Annotated in this window: 21 protein-coding genes and 1 tRNA gene; 18 read left to right on the forward strand and 4 right to left on the reverse strand. The window is 63.2% G+C overall.

The annotated features are described in order from the left end of the window. The 3 genes from folD to LOZ74_RS15150 are packed head-to-tail and all read left to right on the forward strand — an operon-like array spanning position 1 to position 2,243. Complete coding sequence (gene folD / locus LOZ74_RS15140; RefSeq protein ID WP_230291864.1) at positions 1 to 870, forward strand: bifunctional methylenetetrahydrofolate dehydrogenase/methenyltetrahydrofolate cyclohydrolase FolD; 870 nt, start codon at positions 1 to 3, stop codon at positions 868 to 870. Then, positions 863 to 1,618, forward strand: coding sequence for a hypothetical protein (locus LOZ74_RS15145; protein ID WP_230291865.1), 756 nt, complete (start codon positions 863 to 865; stop codon positions 1,616 to 1,618). The genes folD and LOZ74_RS15145 overlap by 8 nt, the downstream gene beginning before the upstream one ends. A 1-nt stretch (position 1,619) precedes the next feature. Then, the gene (locus LOZ74_RS15150) at positions 1,620 to 2,243 is read left to right on the forward strand and encodes a MarC family protein (protein ID WP_230291866.1); all 624 of its coding nucleotides are present in this window, start codon (positions 1,620 to 1,622) and stop codon (positions 2,241 to 2,243) included. A gap of 30 nt (positions 2,244 to 2,273) precedes the next feature. On the opposite strand, the gene LOZ74_RS15155 is transcribed toward LOZ74_RS15150, so the two are convergent. Together LOZ74_RS15155 and LOZ74_RS15160 are read right to left on the reverse strand one after the other, a co-directional pair. Beyond that, positions 2,274 to 2,915, reverse strand: coding sequence for an LON peptidase substrate-binding domain-containing protein (locus tag LOZ74_RS15155; protein WP_230280035.1), 642 nt, complete (start codon positions 2,913 to 2,915; stop codon positions 2,274 to 2,276). Further along, positions 2,912 to 3,823, reverse strand: coding sequence for a tetratricopeptide repeat protein (locus LOZ74_RS15160; protein WP_230293916.1), 912 nt, complete (start codon positions 3,821 to 3,823; stop codon positions 2,912 to 2,914). Before LOZ74_RS15160 ends, LOZ74_RS15155 begins: the two co-directional genes overlap by 4 nt. A gap of 283 nt (positions 3,824 to 4,106) precedes the next feature. On the opposite strand from LOZ74_RS15160, the gene LOZ74_RS15165 reads away from it, so the two are divergent. Beyond that, positions 4,107 to 4,181, forward strand: a tRNA-Gly gene (locus tag LOZ74_RS15165). A gap of 528 nt (positions 4,182 to 4,709) precedes the next feature. Beyond that, positions 4,710 to 6,737 (forward strand): ParB/RepB/Spo0J family partition protein, encoded by a 2,028-nt coding sequence (locus LOZ74_RS15170; protein ID WP_046903702.1) that lies wholly within the window; start codon positions 4,710 to 4,712, stop codon positions 6,735 to 6,737. A gap of 138 nt (positions 6,738 to 6,875) precedes the next feature. Here the strand turns inward: LOZ74_RS15170 and LOZ74_RS15175 are convergent, their stop codons facing one another. Beyond that, positions 6,876 to 7,205: a YnfA family protein gene (locus LOZ74_RS15175; protein WP_046903701.1), complete on the reverse strand. Its 330-nt coding sequence runs from the start codon at positions 7,203 to 7,205 to the stop codon at positions 6,876 to 6,878. Further along, positions 7,202 to 7,618 (reverse strand): helix-turn-helix domain-containing protein, encoded by a 417-nt coding sequence (locus LOZ74_RS15180; protein ID WP_046903700.1) that lies wholly within the window; start codon positions 7,616 to 7,618, stop codon positions 7,202 to 7,204. Before LOZ74_RS15180 ends, LOZ74_RS15175 begins: the two co-directional genes overlap by 4 nt. A 68-nt stretch (positions 7,619 to 7,686) precedes the next feature. Here LOZ74_RS15180 and LOZ74_RS15185 point away from each other — a divergent pair, with 68 nt between their 5' ends. The 13 genes from LOZ74_RS15185 to LOZ74_RS15245 all read left to right on the forward strand — a co-directional run bounded on the left by LOZ74_RS15185 (position 7,687) and on the right by LOZ74_RS15245 (position 16,578). Beyond that, entirely contained in the window at positions 7,687 to 8,331 is a 645-nt protein-coding gene (locus LOZ74_RS15185; protein ID WP_046903699.1) for a cation transporter, read from the forward strand. A gap of 373 nt (positions 8,332 to 8,704) precedes the next feature. Continuing rightward, a complete protein-coding gene (locus LOZ74_RS15190) occupies positions 8,705 to 9,004 on the forward strand; it encodes a DUF736 domain-containing protein (protein WP_230291867.1) in 300 nt (99 codons plus the stop codon). A 116-nt stretch (positions 9,005 to 9,120) separates the two neighbouring features. Beyond that, positions 9,121 to 9,396, forward strand: coding sequence for a metal/formaldehyde-sensitive transcriptional repressor (locus LOZ74_RS15195; RefSeq protein ID WP_230291868.1), 276 nt, complete (start codon positions 9,121 to 9,123; stop codon positions 9,394 to 9,396). Positions 9,397 to 9,406: 10 nt separating this feature from the next. Next, positions 9,407 to 10,357, forward strand: a complete 951-nt coding sequence (dmeF, locus tag LOZ74_RS15200; RefSeq protein ID WP_230291869.1) for a CDF family Co(II)/Ni(II) efflux transporter DmeF — start codon at positions 9,407 to 9,409, stop codon at positions 10,355 to 10,357. 255 nt (positions 10,358 to 10,612) lie between these two features. Beyond that, the gene (locus LOZ74_RS15205; protein WP_230293917.1) at positions 10,613 to 11,458 is read left to right on the forward strand and encodes a DUF932 domain-containing protein; all 846 of its coding nucleotides are present in this window, start codon (positions 10,613 to 10,615) and stop codon (positions 11,456 to 11,458) included. Between the two features lie 252 nt (positions 11,459 to 11,710). Beyond that, positions 11,711 to 11,962 carry a helix-turn-helix domain-containing protein gene (locus LOZ74_RS15210; RefSeq protein ID WP_119593161.1) on the forward strand — a complete coding sequence of 84 codons (252 nt, stop codon included), beginning with the start codon at positions 11,711 to 11,713 and terminating at the stop codon, positions 11,960 to 11,962. A gap of 138 nt (positions 11,963 to 12,100) precedes the next feature. After that, positions 12,101 to 12,364 (forward strand): DNA -binding domain-containing protein, encoded by a 264-nt coding sequence (locus LOZ74_RS15215; RefSeq protein ID WP_046905036.1) that lies wholly within the window; start codon positions 12,101 to 12,103, stop codon positions 12,362 to 12,364. A gap of 162 nt (positions 12,365 to 12,526) precedes the next feature. Next, positions 12,527 to 13,303, forward strand: coding sequence for a DUF2285 domain-containing protein (locus LOZ74_RS15220; protein ID WP_230291870.1), 777 nt, complete (start codon positions 12,527 to 12,529; stop codon positions 13,301 to 13,303). 121 nt (positions 13,304 to 13,424) lie between these two features. Next, on the forward strand, positions 13,425 to 13,691 hold the full coding sequence (locus LOZ74_RS15225) for an AlpA family transcriptional regulator (RefSeq protein ID WP_230291871.1): 267 nt from the start codon (positions 13,425 to 13,427) through the stop codon (positions 13,689 to 13,691). A gap of 5 nt (positions 13,692 to 13,696) precedes the next feature. Next, positions 13,697 to 14,590, forward strand: a complete 894-nt coding sequence (locus LOZ74_RS15230) for a replication initiator protein A (protein ID WP_230291872.1) — start codon at positions 13,697 to 13,699, stop codon at positions 14,588 to 14,590. 229 nt (positions 14,591 to 14,819) lie between these two features. Then, positions 14,820 to 15,338, forward strand: a complete 519-nt coding sequence (locus LOZ74_RS15235; protein WP_230291873.1) for a DUF2840 domain-containing protein — start codon at positions 14,820 to 14,822, stop codon at positions 15,336 to 15,338. Next, entirely contained in the window at positions 15,335 to 15,892 is a 558-nt protein-coding gene (locus LOZ74_RS15240; protein WP_230291874.1) for a S26 family signal peptidase, read from the forward strand. The genes LOZ74_RS15235 and LOZ74_RS15240 overlap by 4 nt, the downstream gene beginning before the upstream one ends. 113 nt (positions 15,893 to 16,005) lie before the next feature. Beyond that, positions 16,006 to 16,578: a lytic transglycosylase domain-containing protein gene (locus tag LOZ74_RS15245; protein WP_370638843.1), complete on the forward strand. Its 573-nt coding sequence runs from the start codon at positions 16,006 to 16,008 to the stop codon at positions 16,576 to 16,578. The last annotated feature ends 122 nt before the right edge of the window (positions 16,579 to 16,700 follow it).

Below are 16,700 nucleotides of genomic sequence, written 5' to 3' on the forward strand. Positions count from 1 at the left end.
ATGGCCGAGATCATCGACGGCAAGGCATTCGCCGCCAGTCTGCGGGCCGATGTGGCGACGGGCGTGGACGCGTTCCGCGCCACTGCCGGTCGCGCACCCGGCCTTGCCGTGGTGCTGGTGGGCGAGGATCCCGCCAGCGCGGTCTATGTGCGGTCAAAACACAAGGCATGTGTCGCGGCGGGCATGGAAAGCTTTGAACACCGCCTGCCCGCCGACACGGCAGAGGCGGAATTGCTGGCGTTGATCGACCGGCTCAATGCCGATCCCGCCGTCGACGGCATTCTGGTGCAATTGCCCCTGCCCAAACATATCGACGAGCTGAAAGTGATCGAGGCGATTGACCCCGACAAGGATGTCGATGGCTTTACCATCGGCAGCGCGGGCCGTCTGGCCACGGGACAGGATGGCTTCGTCGCCTGCACGCCGCTGGGCTGCCTGATGCTGCTGAAAGACAGGCTGGGCGATCTGTCGGGCAAGAGCGCGGTGATCATCGGCCGTTCGAACATCGTGGGCAAGCCGATGGCGATGCTGCTGCTGCGCGAAAGCTGCACCGTGACCATCGCGCATAGCCGCACGCAGGACTTGCCCGCGGTGGTGCGCGGCGCGGATATCGTCGTGGCCGCCGTGGGCCGACCCGAAATGGTCAAGGGCGACTGGCTGAAACCCGGCGCGACCGTGATCGACGTCGGCATCAACCGCGTAGCTGCCGGGGAAGGCAAGACGAAGCTGGTCGGCGATGTCGATTTTGCCAGCGCGATGGAGGTTGCCTCTGCCGTCACGCCCGTCCCCGGCGGTGTCGGGCCGATGACCATTGCCTGCCTGCTGCACAACACGCTGCAGGCTGCGAAAAGGCGCGAAAAGATTGCGTAAGGTGTTTGTCGTGCTGCGCGGCGGGCTGGCCCTGTCGGTGCTTGTCGCATTGGCCGCCTGCGGCAGTCAGGGCGGGCGTCCCGGTGGCGACCGCTATGGCCGCATGCTGCAACCGATTGCGCAGCCGGGGCAGATCGTCGCGGCGGAAATCGCCTTTGGCCAGCGCGCCCGCGAAAAGGGGCAATGGAGCGCTTTTCGCGAATATGCGACGAAGGACGCGATCATATTCGTGCCGCAGGTCGTTAATGCGCAGCAATGGCTGAAAGGGCGGACCGACCCTGCCGAATCGCTCCGCTGGCAGCCGCACGAAATCTGGTCGAGCTGCGACGGATCGCTTTCTGTCAGCTTTGGCGCATGGCAGGGGGCCGACGGTTCGACCGGCTGGTTCACGACCGCATGGCAGCGGCAGGATGACGGTTCGTACCGCTGGACGATGGATCAGGGCGCACCCGCGGCACAGCCGATCGCCGCGCCCGATATCATCGCCACCCATACCGCGACCTGTGCCGCACGCGGCGGACCGCCCGCAGGCCAGCCGCCCGCACCACAGCCGCCTGCACCGCAGCCGCCCGCCCATTCGGACGCGCCCTATGGCATCAGCCGCGACGGAACATTGCGCTGGGATATCGCGGTCGCGGACGATTGCGCCCGCACGATCGCCATCCGCATGAAGGACGGCGACGAATGGGGCGACCCCGTCTTTTCCCGCGACGTGGCGGCGCCCGGCGGCGCAAGCTGCGCGGCCTGATATGCTCGAACTCTTTGCCTCTGCCTTTGCGACATTGTTCGTGGTGATCGATCCGCCGGGCTGCGCGCCGATCTATTACGGCCTTACCAGCGACATGCCCGCGCGCGACCGCCGCGCGCAGGCGATCCGCGCGACCGTCATCGCCAGCGCAATCCTGCTGGTCTTTGCCCTGTTCGGCGAGCAATTGCTGAACGCGCTGCATATCGAGCTGGATTCGTTCCGCATCGCGGGCGGCATCATGCTGTTTCTGATCGCGCTGGAAATGGTGTTCGAAAAGCGCACCGAACGCCGTCAGGAACGCGCCGATATGGTAAAGGCCACGCCCGAGATCGAGGATGTGTCGGTTTTTCCCATGGCCATGCCCATGCTGGCAGGGCCGGGTGCAATTGCATCGATCATGCTGCTGATGGCCCGCGCAGAGGGCATCGAACAGACCTTCGTGATCCTTGCCGCGCTGGGATCGGTGATGGTGCTGACGCTGGTGGCGCTGCTTGCCTCTGCCCCGTTGATGAAGCTGCTGGGCCAGCAGTTCGAAGCGGTGATTACGCGGCTGCTGGGCGTGCTGCTGGCGGCACTGGCGGCGCAATTCGTGATCAACGGTATCGAAGGCAGCCTCGGCGTCTGAGGTTGCCGCCCGATGCCGATAGGCAAACCCCTATTGAAGCGTGACCGAATCGTCGTCGCCGTGGCGGCCGAAGAACTGCATCAGCTGCACCAGCAGATTGCACCGCTCTCCCAAGGTGCCAGTCTCTAGCAAGGCCTGTTTCGCGGCGGCATCGAACGGGGCGACCTGCGCCACCCCGTTGATCAGCGACATATCGTCCAGCCGCGACACCTGTTCCCAGTCGACCGAATAGCCCTGCGCATCGGCAAAGCTTTTCGCCTCTTCCTCGAATGCCGCACGCTCGACGGGAAGCAGCGCGATCTCGTCATCGTCGGTCAGCAATTCGGCGCGCACCTGCCGGAACGGCGTGTCCACTTCCAGTTCGCGGATTACGCGGAACCGGCTCACCCCGTCGAGCACGATGTTGAAACGCCCGTCCTCCAGCGCCTCGACCTCTCCGATCCGGCCAAGGCAGCCGACATCGAACAAGGGCGCGCCTTCGGATGCGCGATGCGGCTGGATCATGCCGATCATCCGGTCGCGCGCCAGCGAATCCTCGATCAATGCGCGATAACGCGGCTCGAAAATATGCAGCGGCAATTGCAGCCCGGGAAACAGGATCGCGCCCGACAGCGGGAAAATCGAAATACGCGTCGTTTCAAGGCCCGAACCCATGTCCTCTCTGCCGATCATCCGAACAGCAGCAGCGACAGGCGGCGACGGGTGGCGGCGACCCACGGATCTTCCAGACCGACCGCCTCGAAAATCTGCAACAGCTTGGCCTTGGCCGCGCCATCGTTCCATGCCGGATCGCTGCCGACCATCGCCAGCAGCACCTCTGCCGCCTCGTCCCGCGAACCGGCGGCAAAGGCCGCCTGCGCGAATTCGAATTGCGTGTCCATGTCGTCGGGGCGTTCGGCGGCGGCCTTGCGCAGATCGTCAAGCGCGCCGTCGTCGGGCCGGTTCTTTGCCAGGTCGATCGCGGCCTTCGCCCGTTCGATGGCGGGATCGCCTGCCAGTTCGGGCGGCAATTCGCCCAGCGCAGCCTCTGCCTCGGCCACATGGCCCGCATTGACCATCGCGGTCAAAAGACCCGCATTGGCCGCCGCATTGTCGGGCGCCATCTGCACGATCTGCGCGAACACACCCATGGCCCGCTCGGCATCGCCGCTGGCCAGCACGTCCTCACCCATCGCGATCAGCGGGGCGATGTCCTGCTGCGGCTCTTCTCCGTCTGCCGGCTGCGGCTGCACAGGCAGCTGCGACAGGATCTGGTCCAGCGCCTGCTTCAACTGCCCCTCGGTGCGGGCGCTGGTCAGATCGGCGACGGGCTGGCCCTGAAACATGGCATAGACGGTGGGGATCGACCGCACCTGGAACTGCGCGGCAATGAATTTCTCTTCGTCGACATTCACCTTGGCCAGCACCACGCCCTTGTCGGCATAGTCGGCGGCAACCTTTTCCAGCGTCGGGGTCAGCGCCTTGCACGGCCCGCACCATTCGGCCCAGAAGTCGAGGATGACGAGGCTTTTCATCGAAGGCTCGACGATTTGCTCACGGAAACGCTCGACCGCTTTCTGTTCGTCGAGGTTGAGGCCCATGCTCGCCAAAATGGATTCTCCTGAAGTGTCCTGCCGCCGCTGTGCGCCTGTTCGGCATCGGGCGGGTTTATTGTCCGGTGATCGGGTCAATGTGGAGAGGTTTGCGCCGTTTTCCAAGGGTTCACCGACCCCCAATCCGCCATCCGCCCAAGCCGCGCCCATGTTTTTGCAAAGAAATGCGCTTTGTGTGAATTTTCCTGTTGCCGCCCCCCATACCCCATGCTAACGGCGCGCCTCACCCCGATCGGAAGGGCTTTCAACCCACCGATTGCAGGCGTTCAGAGCGGGCGTAGCTCAGGGGTAGAGCACAACCTTGCCAAGGTTGGGGTCGAGGGTTCGAATCCCTTCGCCCGCTCCAGTTTTCCATGACAAATCAGCGAATTAGCGCCACGGCGCATTCCCTTTCGCTGGAGACAAAGCCGGTTGCGAGGGCTGTTGTCTCCACATTGTCTCCAGAAAATCGGCAAAATCAGGTTGGTTCTGGCGTCGAATAGCGAAGATTGCGGCGGCGTCGCCCTTTGGGCCGGGCTTTCGGTTTGCACCGGAGCCAAGCGTTGCCTGTCTCCGCCATGCGGCTTCAATCCCTGACGCGAGCGACGTTTCACGTCATGTCGTAAATCCGCATCTGCGAATTCGCGTCGTCCTCTGGATGCGGAGATCGGTCCAGGGCTGCGCCGACCCGATCGCGTTGTTTGTATCTCTCCCCGTCGGTGGGGTGGGCGACGCTTCCCTTTAGGTTCGCCGCGCCGGGGCGCAACGCGCTTTGCGCTTACTTCCTCTTCGTTTCAGCCCTCCGGGTGCGCCCCGGCTCTGACAGCGAACCAGCCGGTCGCTCCTTCGCCGCCCACCCCATTCCGGGGTGAGTGTGTGTTGAAGGAGAAGTGTGATGAACGCTGTTACCGAAACCACCGCTGCCGAGCCTGTGTCTGGCGTCGAGATTTTCGTGCCCCTGAACAAGCTCAAGAAGTCCCCGCGCAATGCGCGCAAGGTGCCGCACGGGGAAAGCGCCATCGAGGCGCTGGCCGCATCCATCGCGCACAAGGGGCTGATCCAGAACCTTGTCGTGGAACCCGCAGTAAAGGACGATGGAACGCCGACCGGCTTCTATTTCGTCACCGCTGGCGAAGGTCGCAGGCAGGCGATGCTGCTGTGCGCCAAGCGCAGGAAGATGAAGAAGTCCGACCCGGTGCGCTGCTGGCTCGACACCGAGAACGATCCGTCCGAGATCAGTCTGGACGAGAATGTCACCCGCACCCCCATGCACCCCGCCGACCAGTTCGAGCGGTTCCGCGAGCTTTCCGAAACCAAGGGTTGGGGCGCGCAGGAAATCGGCGCGCGGTTCGGCGTGTCCGCCCATGTCGTGAAGCAGCGGCTGCGCCTTGGTGCTGTGTCTCCGAAGCTGTTGCAGGTCTACCGCGAGGATGGGCTGACGCTGGATCAGTTGATGGCCTTTGCCATTACCGGGGACCACGACCGACAGGAGCAGGTGTTCGAGAGCCTGCATCATAACCGCGAGCCATGGATCATTCGGCGCGATCTGACCGCCGCCAATGTTCCCGGCCATGATCGCCGCGCGATCTTCGTGGGCGAGGCAGCTTATGAAGAAGCGGGCGGCACCATCATCCGCGACCTGTTTGCCGACGAAGGCGGCGGCTATTTCGAGGATGCGGGTTTGCTCGATATGCTGGCTATCGAGAAGCTGCGCGAGGTTGCTGCCGAAGTGCAGGCCGAGGGCTGGAAATGGGTCGAGGCGCATATCGACTATCCCCATGCCCACGGCATGCGGCGTTTCTATCCCGAAGCCGTTGCCCTGTCCGACGAGGACGAAAAGCGGTTGGAAGCGGCGTCAGCCCAGTATGACCAGCTTGTCGAGAATTTCGACTCCTATGACGAAATGCCGGAGGACGTGGCGGCCAAGGTCGAGGCGCTGGATGCGGAGATCGATGCGATTTCCGACAAGCGTCATGCCTATGATGCTAAACTGATCGCGCATGGCGGTGTGCTCGTGGTGCTCAACCATGATGGCACGGTCAGGATCGAGCGCGGTTTCGTTCGTGCCGAGGATGAGGTGCTGGCCGATCCGCAGCCCGAAGGTGAAAGCGAAGATGCTGCACCTGATACTGTCGAGGATGAACAGACCGACGATAGCGATGAAGGTGAGCAGGACATCGAAGACGACGAAGTCGGCAAGCCGATTTCCGATGCTCTGACCCGCGACCTGTCCGCGCACCGGACCCTTGCCCTTCGCGTGGCGCTTGGCGAGTGGCCCGACATGGCGTTGATCGCTATAACCCATACGCTGACTTCGCAACTGTTCTACAGCTTTGCCGAGGCCGGTTGCCTTGAGGTCCGTCCGACCGTGACGCCGCTGGGCAGTCATGCGGACGGGATCGAGGATACGCCGCTGGCAGCCAAGGCAAACGCGGCGCATGAGGCATGGGCCGAACGGATGCCCCGTGATGTGGCGGAACTGTGGACCTTCATATTCGCTCTGGACGATGAGGACCGGATGGCGCTGCTGGCGCATTGTGTGGCCTGCACCGTCAATGCGCTGCATCTGCCGTGGGATCGCAAGCCCCGGTCGCTGCAAACCGCCGACAGGCTGGCGAGTGCGCTGGCGCTCGACATGGCGAAGGACTGGACGCCCACCGTGGGCAGCTATCTTGGCCGTGTCACCAAGGCGCATATCGTCGAGGCCGTGACCGAAGGCGTATCGGAGGATGCCGCGCGCCGGATCGTGGACATGAAGAAAGCCGACATGGCGCAGTCCGCCGAGCAGCTTCTGGCCGGGACCGGATGGTTGCCTGCGATCCTGCGGACGCCGGACACGGAAGCGGAGCAGCCATCAGAGGCCGAGGCTCCCGAAGCGCAAGCCGAGGACGGCGAAGACTTCTACGCCGTCGCCGCCGAATAGCGGCATGAAGCCGGGGCCGCCTGAGCGGTCCCGGCCTTCATTTGACACCTGCTGAAAATTGCGGCCGCGCCCCATCGGGCGCGGCCGTATTGTTATGCGTCGGATCGACGCCGCTGAGAATTTACCCGGCTCGGCAGTTCAAATCGAACGGGGACCAAGCAGGATAATGGCCGCTCCAACAAGACAGACGGAGGCACCGGTAATATCCCATCGATCGGGGCGCAGCCCTTCAATCGCCCACAGCCAGCCCAGTGAGGCAGCAATATAGACGCCGCCATAGGCAGCATAGGTACGTCCCGCCGCATCGCTGTCGACCAGGGTTAGCAACCACGCGAACAAGGCGAGCGAGATCATGCCCGGGACAAGCCAGAATGGTGACTTGCCGAGCCGCAGCCATGCCCAGAAGGAGAAGCATCCTGCGATCTCGGCCAAGGCTGCGCCGAGATAGGCGAACGGTGTGAGGTTCACAGGGTCTCTCCTGAAGTGGCAGGCGGTGCGAGCGCCTCGATGATCCGGCAATCCCCGACCGTGCCGCCCTTGCAGGAGTCGAGTAATGCCGACAGCTCGCTACGAAGCGCAGTCAGATCGGCGATCTTGCGCTCGACCTCGGCAAGGTGATCGCGGGCCAAGGCATCGACCGTGGCGCAATCGCGTGACCGATCATCCGACAGTGACAGCAACGCCCGCACCTGGTCGAGCGGGAAGCCGAGATCGCGTGCCCGGCGAATGAATGAGAGCCGGCCCAGTTCCGCCTTCCCATAGGAGCGGTAATTGCCCGAAGTTCGTTCAGGCTTCGCCAGCAATCCGATCCGCTCGTAATAGCGGATCGTTTCGACCTTGGTGCCCGTCGCCTTGCCCAGTTCGCCGATCGTGAATGCCATGCCCTTGACCCTGTAGTTGCTACAGGGTGCATATAGGCGGTCGCATCGGAAGAATCGAGGTAACGGATATGGCAGGCGGATGCTGCGGCGGTTGTGAAACGACTGCACCGACCGAGGACAAGGCATGGCGGCGGGTGCTGTGGATCGTGCTTGCCATTAATGCCGGAATGTTCGGTGTCGAGATGGTGGCGGGGGTTGCGGCGCATTCGGCATCGCTCAAGGCCGACGCGCTCGACTTTCTCGGGGATGCCGCCAACTATGCGATCAGCCTCGGCGTTGCCGGCATGGCACTGCAATGGCGCGCGCGGGCCGCATGGCTCAAGGGCGCCTCGCTGCTCCTGCTCGGTCTGTGGATTCTCGGCAGCACCGCATGGATGGCGATTGCAGGCACACTTCCCCGAGCTGAGACGATGGGCATTATCGGCGTGCTGGCGTTCATCGCCAATCTTGCTTGCGCGATCATGCTGTGGCGGCACCGCGAGGGCGACGCCAACCGCAGGTCGGTATGGATCTGCTCGCGCAATGACGCGATCGGCAATGTGGCCGTGGTCGCCGCCGCGCTCGGCGTGTTCGGCACGGGTACCGCCTGGCCCGATATCGCCGTTGCCATGATCCTCGCCAGTCTTGGTGTCAGCGGCGGCTGGCAGATCGTCCGGCAGGCGCGGTCTGAATTGCGGGGACTTTCGGGAAGTAGGGCACGCGCGGCCACCTGAGGCGCTCAATTTGCCCTTGTGTGGTATGGAGAGCGTTCTGTTCGGCAGGTGCCGAAACACCTGCATCTGTGGCTTAGGGATTCCGATCGCACACCTGCATTCTCTGTTCCCTGCCGTCAGAACCACACCCACACGGCCTCTCTCATGGCTGGTCTGACCGGAGAAGGCTTCGCCCGATCTGCTATGCCGCAATGACGGGCGCAGCTTTTTTCCGCCGCCTGTCGGCTTTGCATCGCGAAATAAAAAAGCGGCTTCCCGCCATCCTCCGCTTCGCTGCGGTCCCTTTGGGATGCGTCGTCGATCGCTCCGGTCCCTTGAACCGCCATCGAGGCCGCGATGGGCGCGGTCCGAGCAACACGAAAGGACTTACGACATGGCTACCATCGGCACCTTCACCGCCAACGACAGCGGCGAACTGGGCGGCACCATCAGGACGCTCACTCTCAACACCCAGGCAATTCTCTGCCCCGTCGACAAGGACGGCGAGAAGTCTCCCGACTTTCGCGTCAGTACCGGCGATCTCGACATCGGCGCCGCCTGGAAGAAGACCAGTCGCGAAGGCCGCGACTATATCTCGGTCAAGCTGGACGATCCGAGCTTCCCGGCTCCGGTCTATGCCACGCTGTCCGAGACCGACACCGCCGGAGAATACGCCCTCATCTGGTCTCGCTGACGGGCGACGACACTCCGCCCCAACGGGCGGAGCGTCTTTCCATCCATTCGTGCCGCAACCCGATCCTTACGGTGATCGCTTTTTTTTCATTCAATTATAGTATAGGGGGGTATGCTATGGCGCACACAATCTCGAATCAAGATCAGCTTCTCGCCCGAGTCCGGAGGATCGCCGGCCAAGTGGCCGCTATCGAGAAAGCCATTGCCGGAGAAGCTGGGTGTGCGGTTGTACTTCATCAGGTCGCCGGCGTGCGGGGAGCGGTGGGCGGCCTCATGGATGAACTGATCGAAGATCATGTGCGCGAGCATGTCGCCCGGCCTGATCTCAGCGAAGATGAAAGGGCCGCAGGTGCAGAAGAACTGATCACTGCCGTGCGTCGCTATTCGAAATGAGGGATTACAATTGAATCGGCACGACGAGAGGGCCCCGTTTACGCACGACCATGTATTTCTGGGTGCCAGGCACGACGAAAATGCCCGCCGCACGCTTTGGGTCGTGGCATTGACCTTTATCATGATGGTGGGCGAGATATTCGCCGGTATCATATTCAATTCGATGGCGCTGCTTGCGGACGGCTTCCATATGGCGACACATGCGGGCGCGCTGGCGGTCGCCGCGGCGGCGTATGCCTTTGCGCGTCGCCACGCGCACAATCGGCGTTTCAGCTTCGGCACCGGCAAGGTAGGCGACCTTGCGGGTTTCGCCTCTGCATTGGTTCTCGCTCTCTTCGCGATCGGGATCGGCGTGGAATCGACCGACCGCCTGCTTAACCCACGCTCCGTCGCGTTCGGCGAAGCAGCGGTGGTTGCCGTAGGCGGCCTGGTGGTCAACATCGTCAGCGCTTTCCTGCTGTCAGGCGGCCACGATCATTCTGGGCATCGCTCCGGGCATGCGCATAGTCACGGTCATCATCACGACGGCCATACTGACGAGCATTCGGCACGACATCACGATAACAACCTACGCTCGGCTTTCGTGCATGTACTGGCCGATGCGCTGACTTCGGTGTTGGCTATCGTGGCGCTGCTTGCTGGAGCCTATTTTGGTTGGGTGTGGCTTGATCCGGTGATGGGCATCGTTGGAGGCGTCGTTATCGCAATCTGGTCGTGGAACCTCCTTCGCGACACTGCCAACGTCCTTCTCGACAGCTCCGATCCTAACTTGGAAAGCGAAATCCGCGAGGAATTAGAAACCCGAGGAGACGTAAAGATCACTGACCTTCACGTCTGGCGTGTTGGGCCGGGCGCACATGCTGCGATTGTGAGCTTTACCGGCAGTGCCAGCTTCAAGGATGTGCGGGGTCGGCTTGGCTCAATCCCCGAATTGGCCCATGTCACTGTTGAGGCCCACTAGCGCGTTCCAGCCAGCCCAGATCTGCCCAGTGGGACGTTAGCCTCGTAGCCGCCGTGCGCGGCGCGAATGCTTGGGGCGCTGCCCCCGGCGCCCTTCGGAGCGGCTTCCGCCCAGCTTCCTCCACGCGTGCCGCGTTCCGTGCAGCCGGTTCCCCGCGAAGCCGCCCGCTCCGGTTGCACCCCCGGTCTCGCCGACGGGCAGGGTTTCAGCGCGGCGCTTCCCGCTGCGCGGAAACCCAAGTGGAAGGAAAGACCCATGAGCATCCACCATCTCGCCACCCGGTTCGGCCGCAATGCCCATCAGATCAGCGGACGCGAGCCGCTCGACAACGAGGCCCTCTATCGCCACGTCCCGTCGATCTTCGCCAATGAAGCGCATGACAGCCGTTCGCAGCGCTATGTCTATGTCCCGACCATCGACATTGTGGAGGGACTGCGCCGGGAAGGCTGGTTCCCGTTCTTCGCCGTCCAGTCGGTCCCCCGTGATGGCAGCCGTCACGGCCACGCCAAGCACATGCTGCGTCTGCGCCGGGATGAAGGCATCGGCAAGCCCGAAGCCGCCGAGGTCATCATCGTGAACAGCCATGACGGGACCAGCGCTTACCAGATGTTCGCCGGAATGCTGCGCTTCGTCTGCACCAATTCCATGATCGCGGGCGAGCGGTTCGAGGAGGTCCGCGTGCCCCACAAGGGCAATATCCAGCATGATATCATTAAGGGTGTTTACACCGTTGCGGAGGACTTCCCCCGCTTGATCGATGCCAGCGAAAGCATGAAGGAAATCCAGCTTGGCGAAGAGGAGCAGCGCGTGCTCGCAGAAGCCAGCCTTGTCGCCCGCTATGGCGAAGACGAAAGCCCACTCACCCCCGAACAGATCATCGAGCCGCGCCGCCGCGAGGACCGGGGCAATAGCCTGTGGGGCACGTTCAACGTCATTCAGGAAAACGTGATCCGGGGCGGATTGTCTGGCCGCAAGCGCAACGCCGAAGGCCGCATTCGCCGCAGCACCACCCGCGCGATCAACGGCATCGACCAGAATGTAACACTCAACCGGGCGCTCTGGACGCTGGCCGAAGGCATGCAGCGCCTCAAGACGGGTTGACCGCAATGCCGTGGAGCCGGACAACCGGCTCCACGTTTTTCCGCAATTGCACGGATACGGAACTACGTTTTCACGCATCGCAGGGACTACCCCAACCCGGCCGCGCGTCCCGGCAGGTCCGCGCGGCCGGTCGAATAAGCGTGCTCGCCGGGCCATAGCCCGGCTCGCGATTTGACTATTTCCATTCACCCAAAGCGACTATAATAGTCGTTTGCGTAGCGAACAACGCGCAGGTTGTGGAGGTGATCGTGCATGATCACTTCCCGCCAAGTGCGGGCCGCTCGTGCGCTTCTGGGTTGGACACAGGAGATGCTAGCAGACAAGGCCCTTGTTGCGCTCACTGCGCTCAAGCGCCTGGAATCGGAAAACAACCTGTCCGTGCGTGACGATACACGCCATCAGGTGGTCAAGGCGTTGGAAAGCGCAGGGATCGTTTTCCTCGATTCGGACAGGGGACAAGGAGTGCTTCTCGTGAGCGAAGCCCAGAGCGAACCGAACGAATAGCGCCATGCAAGGCGCCAGCATTTATCCGCATTTTCTCCGACCGCTATAGCAGGCGCGGGACAATTGCTCCGCGTCGTAATGGTGTAAGTGCCCCGAGACGCCACGCGCCAGAACAATGGCTGAATGCGGAGCGAAGCTATGACGATACCCGCTTTCGAAGACCGCGCGCCCGATGCGGCGCATGTCACCGACTATGACGAACGCCATCACCACACCTATTGGCGGTTGCTCGATGCCGCAGCGGAAAATGCCGATTGGCGCGAGGCCGCCGCGATCATATTTGGGATCGACCCTGAGGCCGAACCCGAGCGCGCGCGCCTGGTGCATGACTCCCATCTCGCGCGTGCGCGCTGGATGACCGAAACCGGCTATCGCCATTATCTGCGCCCTCCCGAATCCTAGGGCCGGGATGGGACTGCGGAGCCAAACTGGCAGCCAACGTAGCCAGACCGCTGACTTGAAACGGCTATGCGCCCGCGCGATCGACAGGGCTTCTGCTCAGCTGCTCGGCTGAGAACATCTTCCGCTGCGCTCCAAAAGAGAGCCACGCTTGGGAGAGGTTCGATGCCGCCTGAGAGGGACTGGCGCACGCCCCCGGACGAAGCCAGGGACGAGACGCTGCAATATTCGGACATTGCGATGGGCTATCTCAGTCGCAACGCCCGTTATCGTACCGAATATCGCCGCGCTATCGGCAGGGTGAAGCGTGGAGCGGTCAAATCCGACGACGCCACCGCCGCCTTGGTGCTGCGATGGGGGATCAGCTTCCAGACGGACCCGTCCGCCGCGTTCGATCCGAAGCTAGCGGTTGCGCGGCCCGATCTTTCGCCGACCGATATAGTTCTCGCTCCGGCGCTCTCCCGCATCGGCGCCGAGCGGCTCGACCCGAAGTCGCTGGGGGACATTCGCGCCTGCATCACCATCGGCGATTTCCGCCATTTCATTCTCGCCGACAAGGAGGGTGACGAGCATCTCTGGGTCTTAGGTTCGTTTGGCCATCCACTGACCATGATGCTGCCGTTCGGGACCGATCCTCTGGTTCGGATCGCGTCCGCCGAGCGCTTCTGCCGCCGCCTGCTTGGCATGGCGGCCGGGCCGCCACCGTTGCGGCCGACACATTTTCGACGGCACCACCTGCTCACCTTGTTGCAAGTGCTCGACGGGCGCAGCGCCGGCGCCACGCGCCGGGAACTCGCGGCGGCGCTGATCGATTGCGATGTGCGCGATTACAGCGCTGCCGACTGGAACGACAGCCGCGAGCGCAAGCGCATTTCTCGCTGGATAAAGGACGCCGTCGAACTGCGCGACGGTGGCTATATTCGTCTGCTGCGCGGGGGCTGAAAGGGGGACATTTCCCGCCCCCGTACTTCTGTCTCTTCTCCAATACGCATCCGGCTCGCCATCATCGCCTCCTGTCCGCCGGTCCCGCTTTTCGGGTCCGGCCATCATCTGGAGGATCATCATGAGCGAACCGGCAGCCGCCACCACGCCACGCTATCTCAAGACGCCCGACGCGGCGGTCCATCTCGGCCTCTCGGCCCGGACGCTGGAAAAGCATCGCTGCTATGGAACCGGGCCGGTGTTCCGCAAGCTCGGCGGCCGTATCGTCTATGCCATAGAAGACCTCGACGCCTGGGCCGCGCTCGGCACCCGCCGTTCGACCTCCGATCCGGGCAATGGCGTCGTCCATCCGGCCAAGCGCCTGCCCACCGACTGCGTGCGCCGCTGAGACTCATGCGCGCTGCACAATCTTCTTCCGGCCGCTCCGGCGCCGAACGGACGCAGCTGGAACTGTTCCATTCGGTTCCCGGCGATCTCGCACCGCGCGATGCGCAGGATCTGATGGCCTGGCCGTTCTTCAGCCTCGCCAAGAGCAGACGAATTGCGCCGATCGACTTCAATATGGGTAAGACCCGGATATCGGTCGAGGCCGTGCCGGAACATGGCATGGCGACCATCTGGGATGCTGACGTGCTGATCTGGGCGGCGAGCCAGCTCATCGAGGCGCGTGATGCGGGAAGACCGACCTCGCGCCTCATGGTGACGACGCCGCACGAGATATTGGCGTTCACCCGGCGGGGCACCGGCAAGGCAAGCTATGAGCGGCTCAAGGCAGCCCTCGACCGGCTGCAATCCACCACTGTCGCCACCTCGATCCGGCAGGAGCATCAACGCCGGCGTCATCGCTTCTCGTGGATCAACGAATGGCGTGAACTTGCGGATGTTCAAGGTCGTGCGCTCGGTATCGAGCTGATCCTGCCGGACTGGTTCTATGCCGGCGTGCTCGACCGTGCGCTCGTGCTGACGATCGACCGGGCCTATTTCGATCTGACTGGCGGACTGGAGCGTTGGCTCTATCGCATCGTGCGCAAGCATGGCGGCAGGCAGGAAGGCGGGTGGAGCTTTGACGTTCCGCACCTCCACAAAAAGTCCGGCGTGCTTTCGCCGCTCCGTCGCTTCGCTTTCGAACTGCGCGGGATCGTCGCGCGCCAGCCACTGCCCGGTTACGTCCTCAAGCTTGAAAAGGCACTTGGCCGCGATCGGCTGAACTTCGCGCCGATCCCTGTCGATCCGCTCGATGCCGCCATGCGCCGAATGGGCATTGACCTTGTGGATAACCGGTCATGAGGTTCGGACTATCGGGAACGCCCGGACTCGGACGATCAGGAACGCGATCCTCGGACTATCGGGAACACGAGTGGCCCGCGAGGCCGCAGAAATCCTCGCAGAATCGTACCCCTTCTAACAGTGCTAATAGAATCGAATCCTTCGGATTCTTGCTAACGCAATTTGCCGTTGTGGACAGATCCGTCGCCGGCAAGGCGTCTGCTCGACGGGGGCTCACAGGAGATAGGCAATGAATAACGGCGCACCCAGCGGTGCGAGCGGAGGCTGCGCATCGGGCTCGACACGCAAGCAGCTGACCGAAGTCGAGCTGACCTGGATCGAGAAGAAGTTCGAGCACTGGATACGCTTCGGTCGGATCGCGCAGGACCGCATTGTCACGCGCAAGACCCGCGTCGTCGGCTTCCAACCCGGCGCGATCTTCGCGTTCGTGCGCTGGATGGCGAACGACTATGGAACGATCAGTTCGCGCATCGATGTGCTGCGCGCGGTCGCGCCCGGCGAAGCCTACACGACCTTGCCTTTCGTGCGGCCCGGAGGAGAGATTCTGCTTCACATCGAGGGCTGGTCGAAGGTCAATGAAGTGTTGTCCGCGATCGACAGTGTGGAGGCTGCCGGGGTCGATCCCTGCGAAGCCGCACCAGATCATTGGCGTCACGTTCACAATCGTATCGCCGCCGGGCAAAGCCCGCGGCCCTATACGATGGAACGTCACCTTGCCTGGCTCAAGCGGCGGGAGATCGAGGGATGACCCGCTTCGGCTATGTCATCGCCACGCTCGTTACCGCGCCGGTCTTAATCGTCCTGTTTGTCGCGGTGGCGCTTGTCGATCCGCGCCCGCGCGTCATCTGGAACGCCAGCGCGAGCGCGCCGATCGGTCTCTACCGGATACATGCCGACGACGATCCGTCGATCGGTACGCTCGTAGCCGTTACCCCGCCGCGACAATGGGCAGGCTGGATGGCCAAGCGCGGCTATCTCCCGCAAGGCGTGCCGCTTCTCAAACATGTCGCCGCAAAAGCCGGACAGCGTGTTTGCCGCATCGGCAACATGGTGAGCGTCGATCGCCAGTCCGTTGCCGTTGCGCTCGATCGCGACAGCCGAGATCGCCCGCTGCCCGTCTGGCAGGGGTGCCGAATACTGCGACCTGACGAGTTTCTGTTCATGAACCCGTCCGTGTCCGACAGCCTGGACGGCCGCTATTTCGGACCGCTTTCGGCCATGACACTGCTGGGCCGCGCGACGCCGATGCTCACCCGCGATACGGCGGACGGACCGCTGATCTGGCGGGGAATCGCGCCATGAAACGCAGGCCATTTGCCACCACTTTGGCAATCGCTTTGCAGATGGCCGGTTCGTCGCCGGTCGTTGCGGAACCTGCGCCCGGCATTGCCACGGCCCATCCTTATGCAGCGCATGTGGCCGATGCAGCGCGGCGGTTCGGCATTCCCCAAGACTGGATATGGGCAGTCATGCGCGTCGAGAGCAATGGCGACAGGCGCGCTGCTTCGACCGCTGGCGCAATGGGCCTGATGCAGATCATGCCCGCGACCTGGGCCAATCTGCGCGTGCGCTATCAGTTGGGATCGAACCCGTTCGATCCGCAAGACAATATCATGGCGGGCGCGGCCTATCTGCGCGAGATGCACGACCGCTACGGCAGTGCGGCCGCCATGCTCGCCGCCTACAATGCCGGGCCGGGTCGCTACGAACAGTATCTTTCGCGGGGCCGTCCGCTGCCACGCGAGACGCGCGCCTATCTCGCGAAGTTGACAGCGGTCACGGGCAATTCCGGCTACGCGAAGCTTGCTGCGGCGCCACCGCCCGATCCATTTGCCTGGCGCCGCGCGGGCCTGTTTCCCGCACGGACAGATGGCATCCCGAATACGGAGGATGCAGCGACTGACGAAGCTTCGGATTCTTCGCCGACCGCGCTACCCGGTGCTGTCGAGCGGCCGGCAAACGGTCTTTTCGTATCGCTTTCAGGGTAATGACGGCTGTTGCCACCCACAGCGCCCAATGGCGTGCTCTCCGCCCCGCTGGAGGGCGGCAGAGCAGTGACAAGTCCATTGAATTGACGAAGAAAAATCGATGGCAAGATAAAAGCCGCGAT

Source organism: Croceicoccus sp. Ery5 (assembly GCF_020985325.1).
GTDB lineage: Bacteria > Pseudomonadota > Alphaproteobacteria > Sphingomonadales > Sphingomonadaceae > Croceicoccus.

Excerpts from the sequence above, each read along its gene's own strand:
- folD (WP_230291864.1), top strand. The coding sequence starts at position 1 with ATGGCCGAGATCATCGACGGCAAGGCATTCGCCGCCAGTCTGCGGGCC.
- LOZ74_RS15150 (WP_230291866.1), top strand. The coding sequence starts at position 1,620 with ATGCTCGAACTCTTTGCCTCTGCCTTTGCGACATTGTTCGTGGTGATC.
- LOZ74_RS15155 (WP_230280035.1), bottom strand. The coding sequence starts at position 2,915 with ATGATCGGCAGAGAGGACATGGGTTCGGGCCTTGAAACGACGCGTATT.
- LOZ74_RS15160 (WP_230293916.1), bottom strand. The coding sequence starts at position 3,823 with ATGGGCCTCAACCTCGACGAACAGAAAGCGGTCGAGCGTTTCCGTGAG.
- LOZ74_RS15170 (WP_046903702.1), top strand. The coding sequence starts at position 4,710 with ATGAACGCTGTTACCGAAACCACCGCTGCCGAGCCTGTGTCTGGCGTC.
- LOZ74_RS15180 (WP_046903700.1), bottom strand. The coding sequence starts at position 7,618 with ATGGCATTCACGATCGGCGAACTGGGCAAGGCGACGGGCACCAAGGTC.
- LOZ74_RS15185 (WP_046903699.1), top strand. The coding sequence starts at position 7,687 with ATGGCAGGCGGATGCTGCGGCGGTTGTGAAACGACTGCACCGACCGAG.
- LOZ74_RS15190 (WP_230291867.1), top strand. The coding sequence starts at position 8,705 with ATGGCTACCATCGGCACCTTCACCGCCAACGACAGCGGCGAACTGGGC.
- LOZ74_RS15195 (WP_230291868.1), top strand. The coding sequence starts at position 9,121 with ATGGCGCACACAATCTCGAATCAAGATCAGCTTCTCGCCCGAGTCCGG.
- LOZ74_RS15205 (WP_230293917.1), top strand. The coding sequence starts at position 10,613 with ATGAGCATCCACCATCTCGCCACCCGGTTCGGCCGCAATGCCCATCAG.
- LOZ74_RS15210 (WP_119593161.1), top strand. The coding sequence starts at position 11,711 with ATGATCACTTCCCGCCAAGTGCGGGCCGCTCGTGCGCTTCTGGGTTGG.
- LOZ74_RS15215 (WP_046905036.1), top strand. The coding sequence starts at position 12,101 with ATGACGATACCCGCTTTCGAAGACCGCGCGCCCGATGCGGCGCATGTC.
- LOZ74_RS15220 (WP_230291870.1), top strand. The coding sequence starts at position 12,527 with ATGCCGCCTGAGAGGGACTGGCGCACGCCCCCGGACGAAGCCAGGGAC.
- LOZ74_RS15225 (WP_230291871.1), top strand. The coding sequence starts at position 13,425 with ATGAGCGAACCGGCAGCCGCCACCACGCCACGCTATCTCAAGACGCCC.
- LOZ74_RS15230 (WP_230291872.1), top strand. The coding sequence starts at position 13,697 with ATGCGCGCTGCACAATCTTCTTCCGGCCGCTCCGGCGCCGAACGGACG.
- LOZ74_RS15235 (WP_230291873.1), top strand. The coding sequence starts at position 14,820 with ATGAATAACGGCGCACCCAGCGGTGCGAGCGGAGGCTGCGCATCGGGC.
- LOZ74_RS15240 (WP_230291874.1), top strand. The coding sequence starts at position 15,335 with ATGACCCGCTTCGGCTATGTCATCGCCACGCTCGTTACCGCGCCGGTC.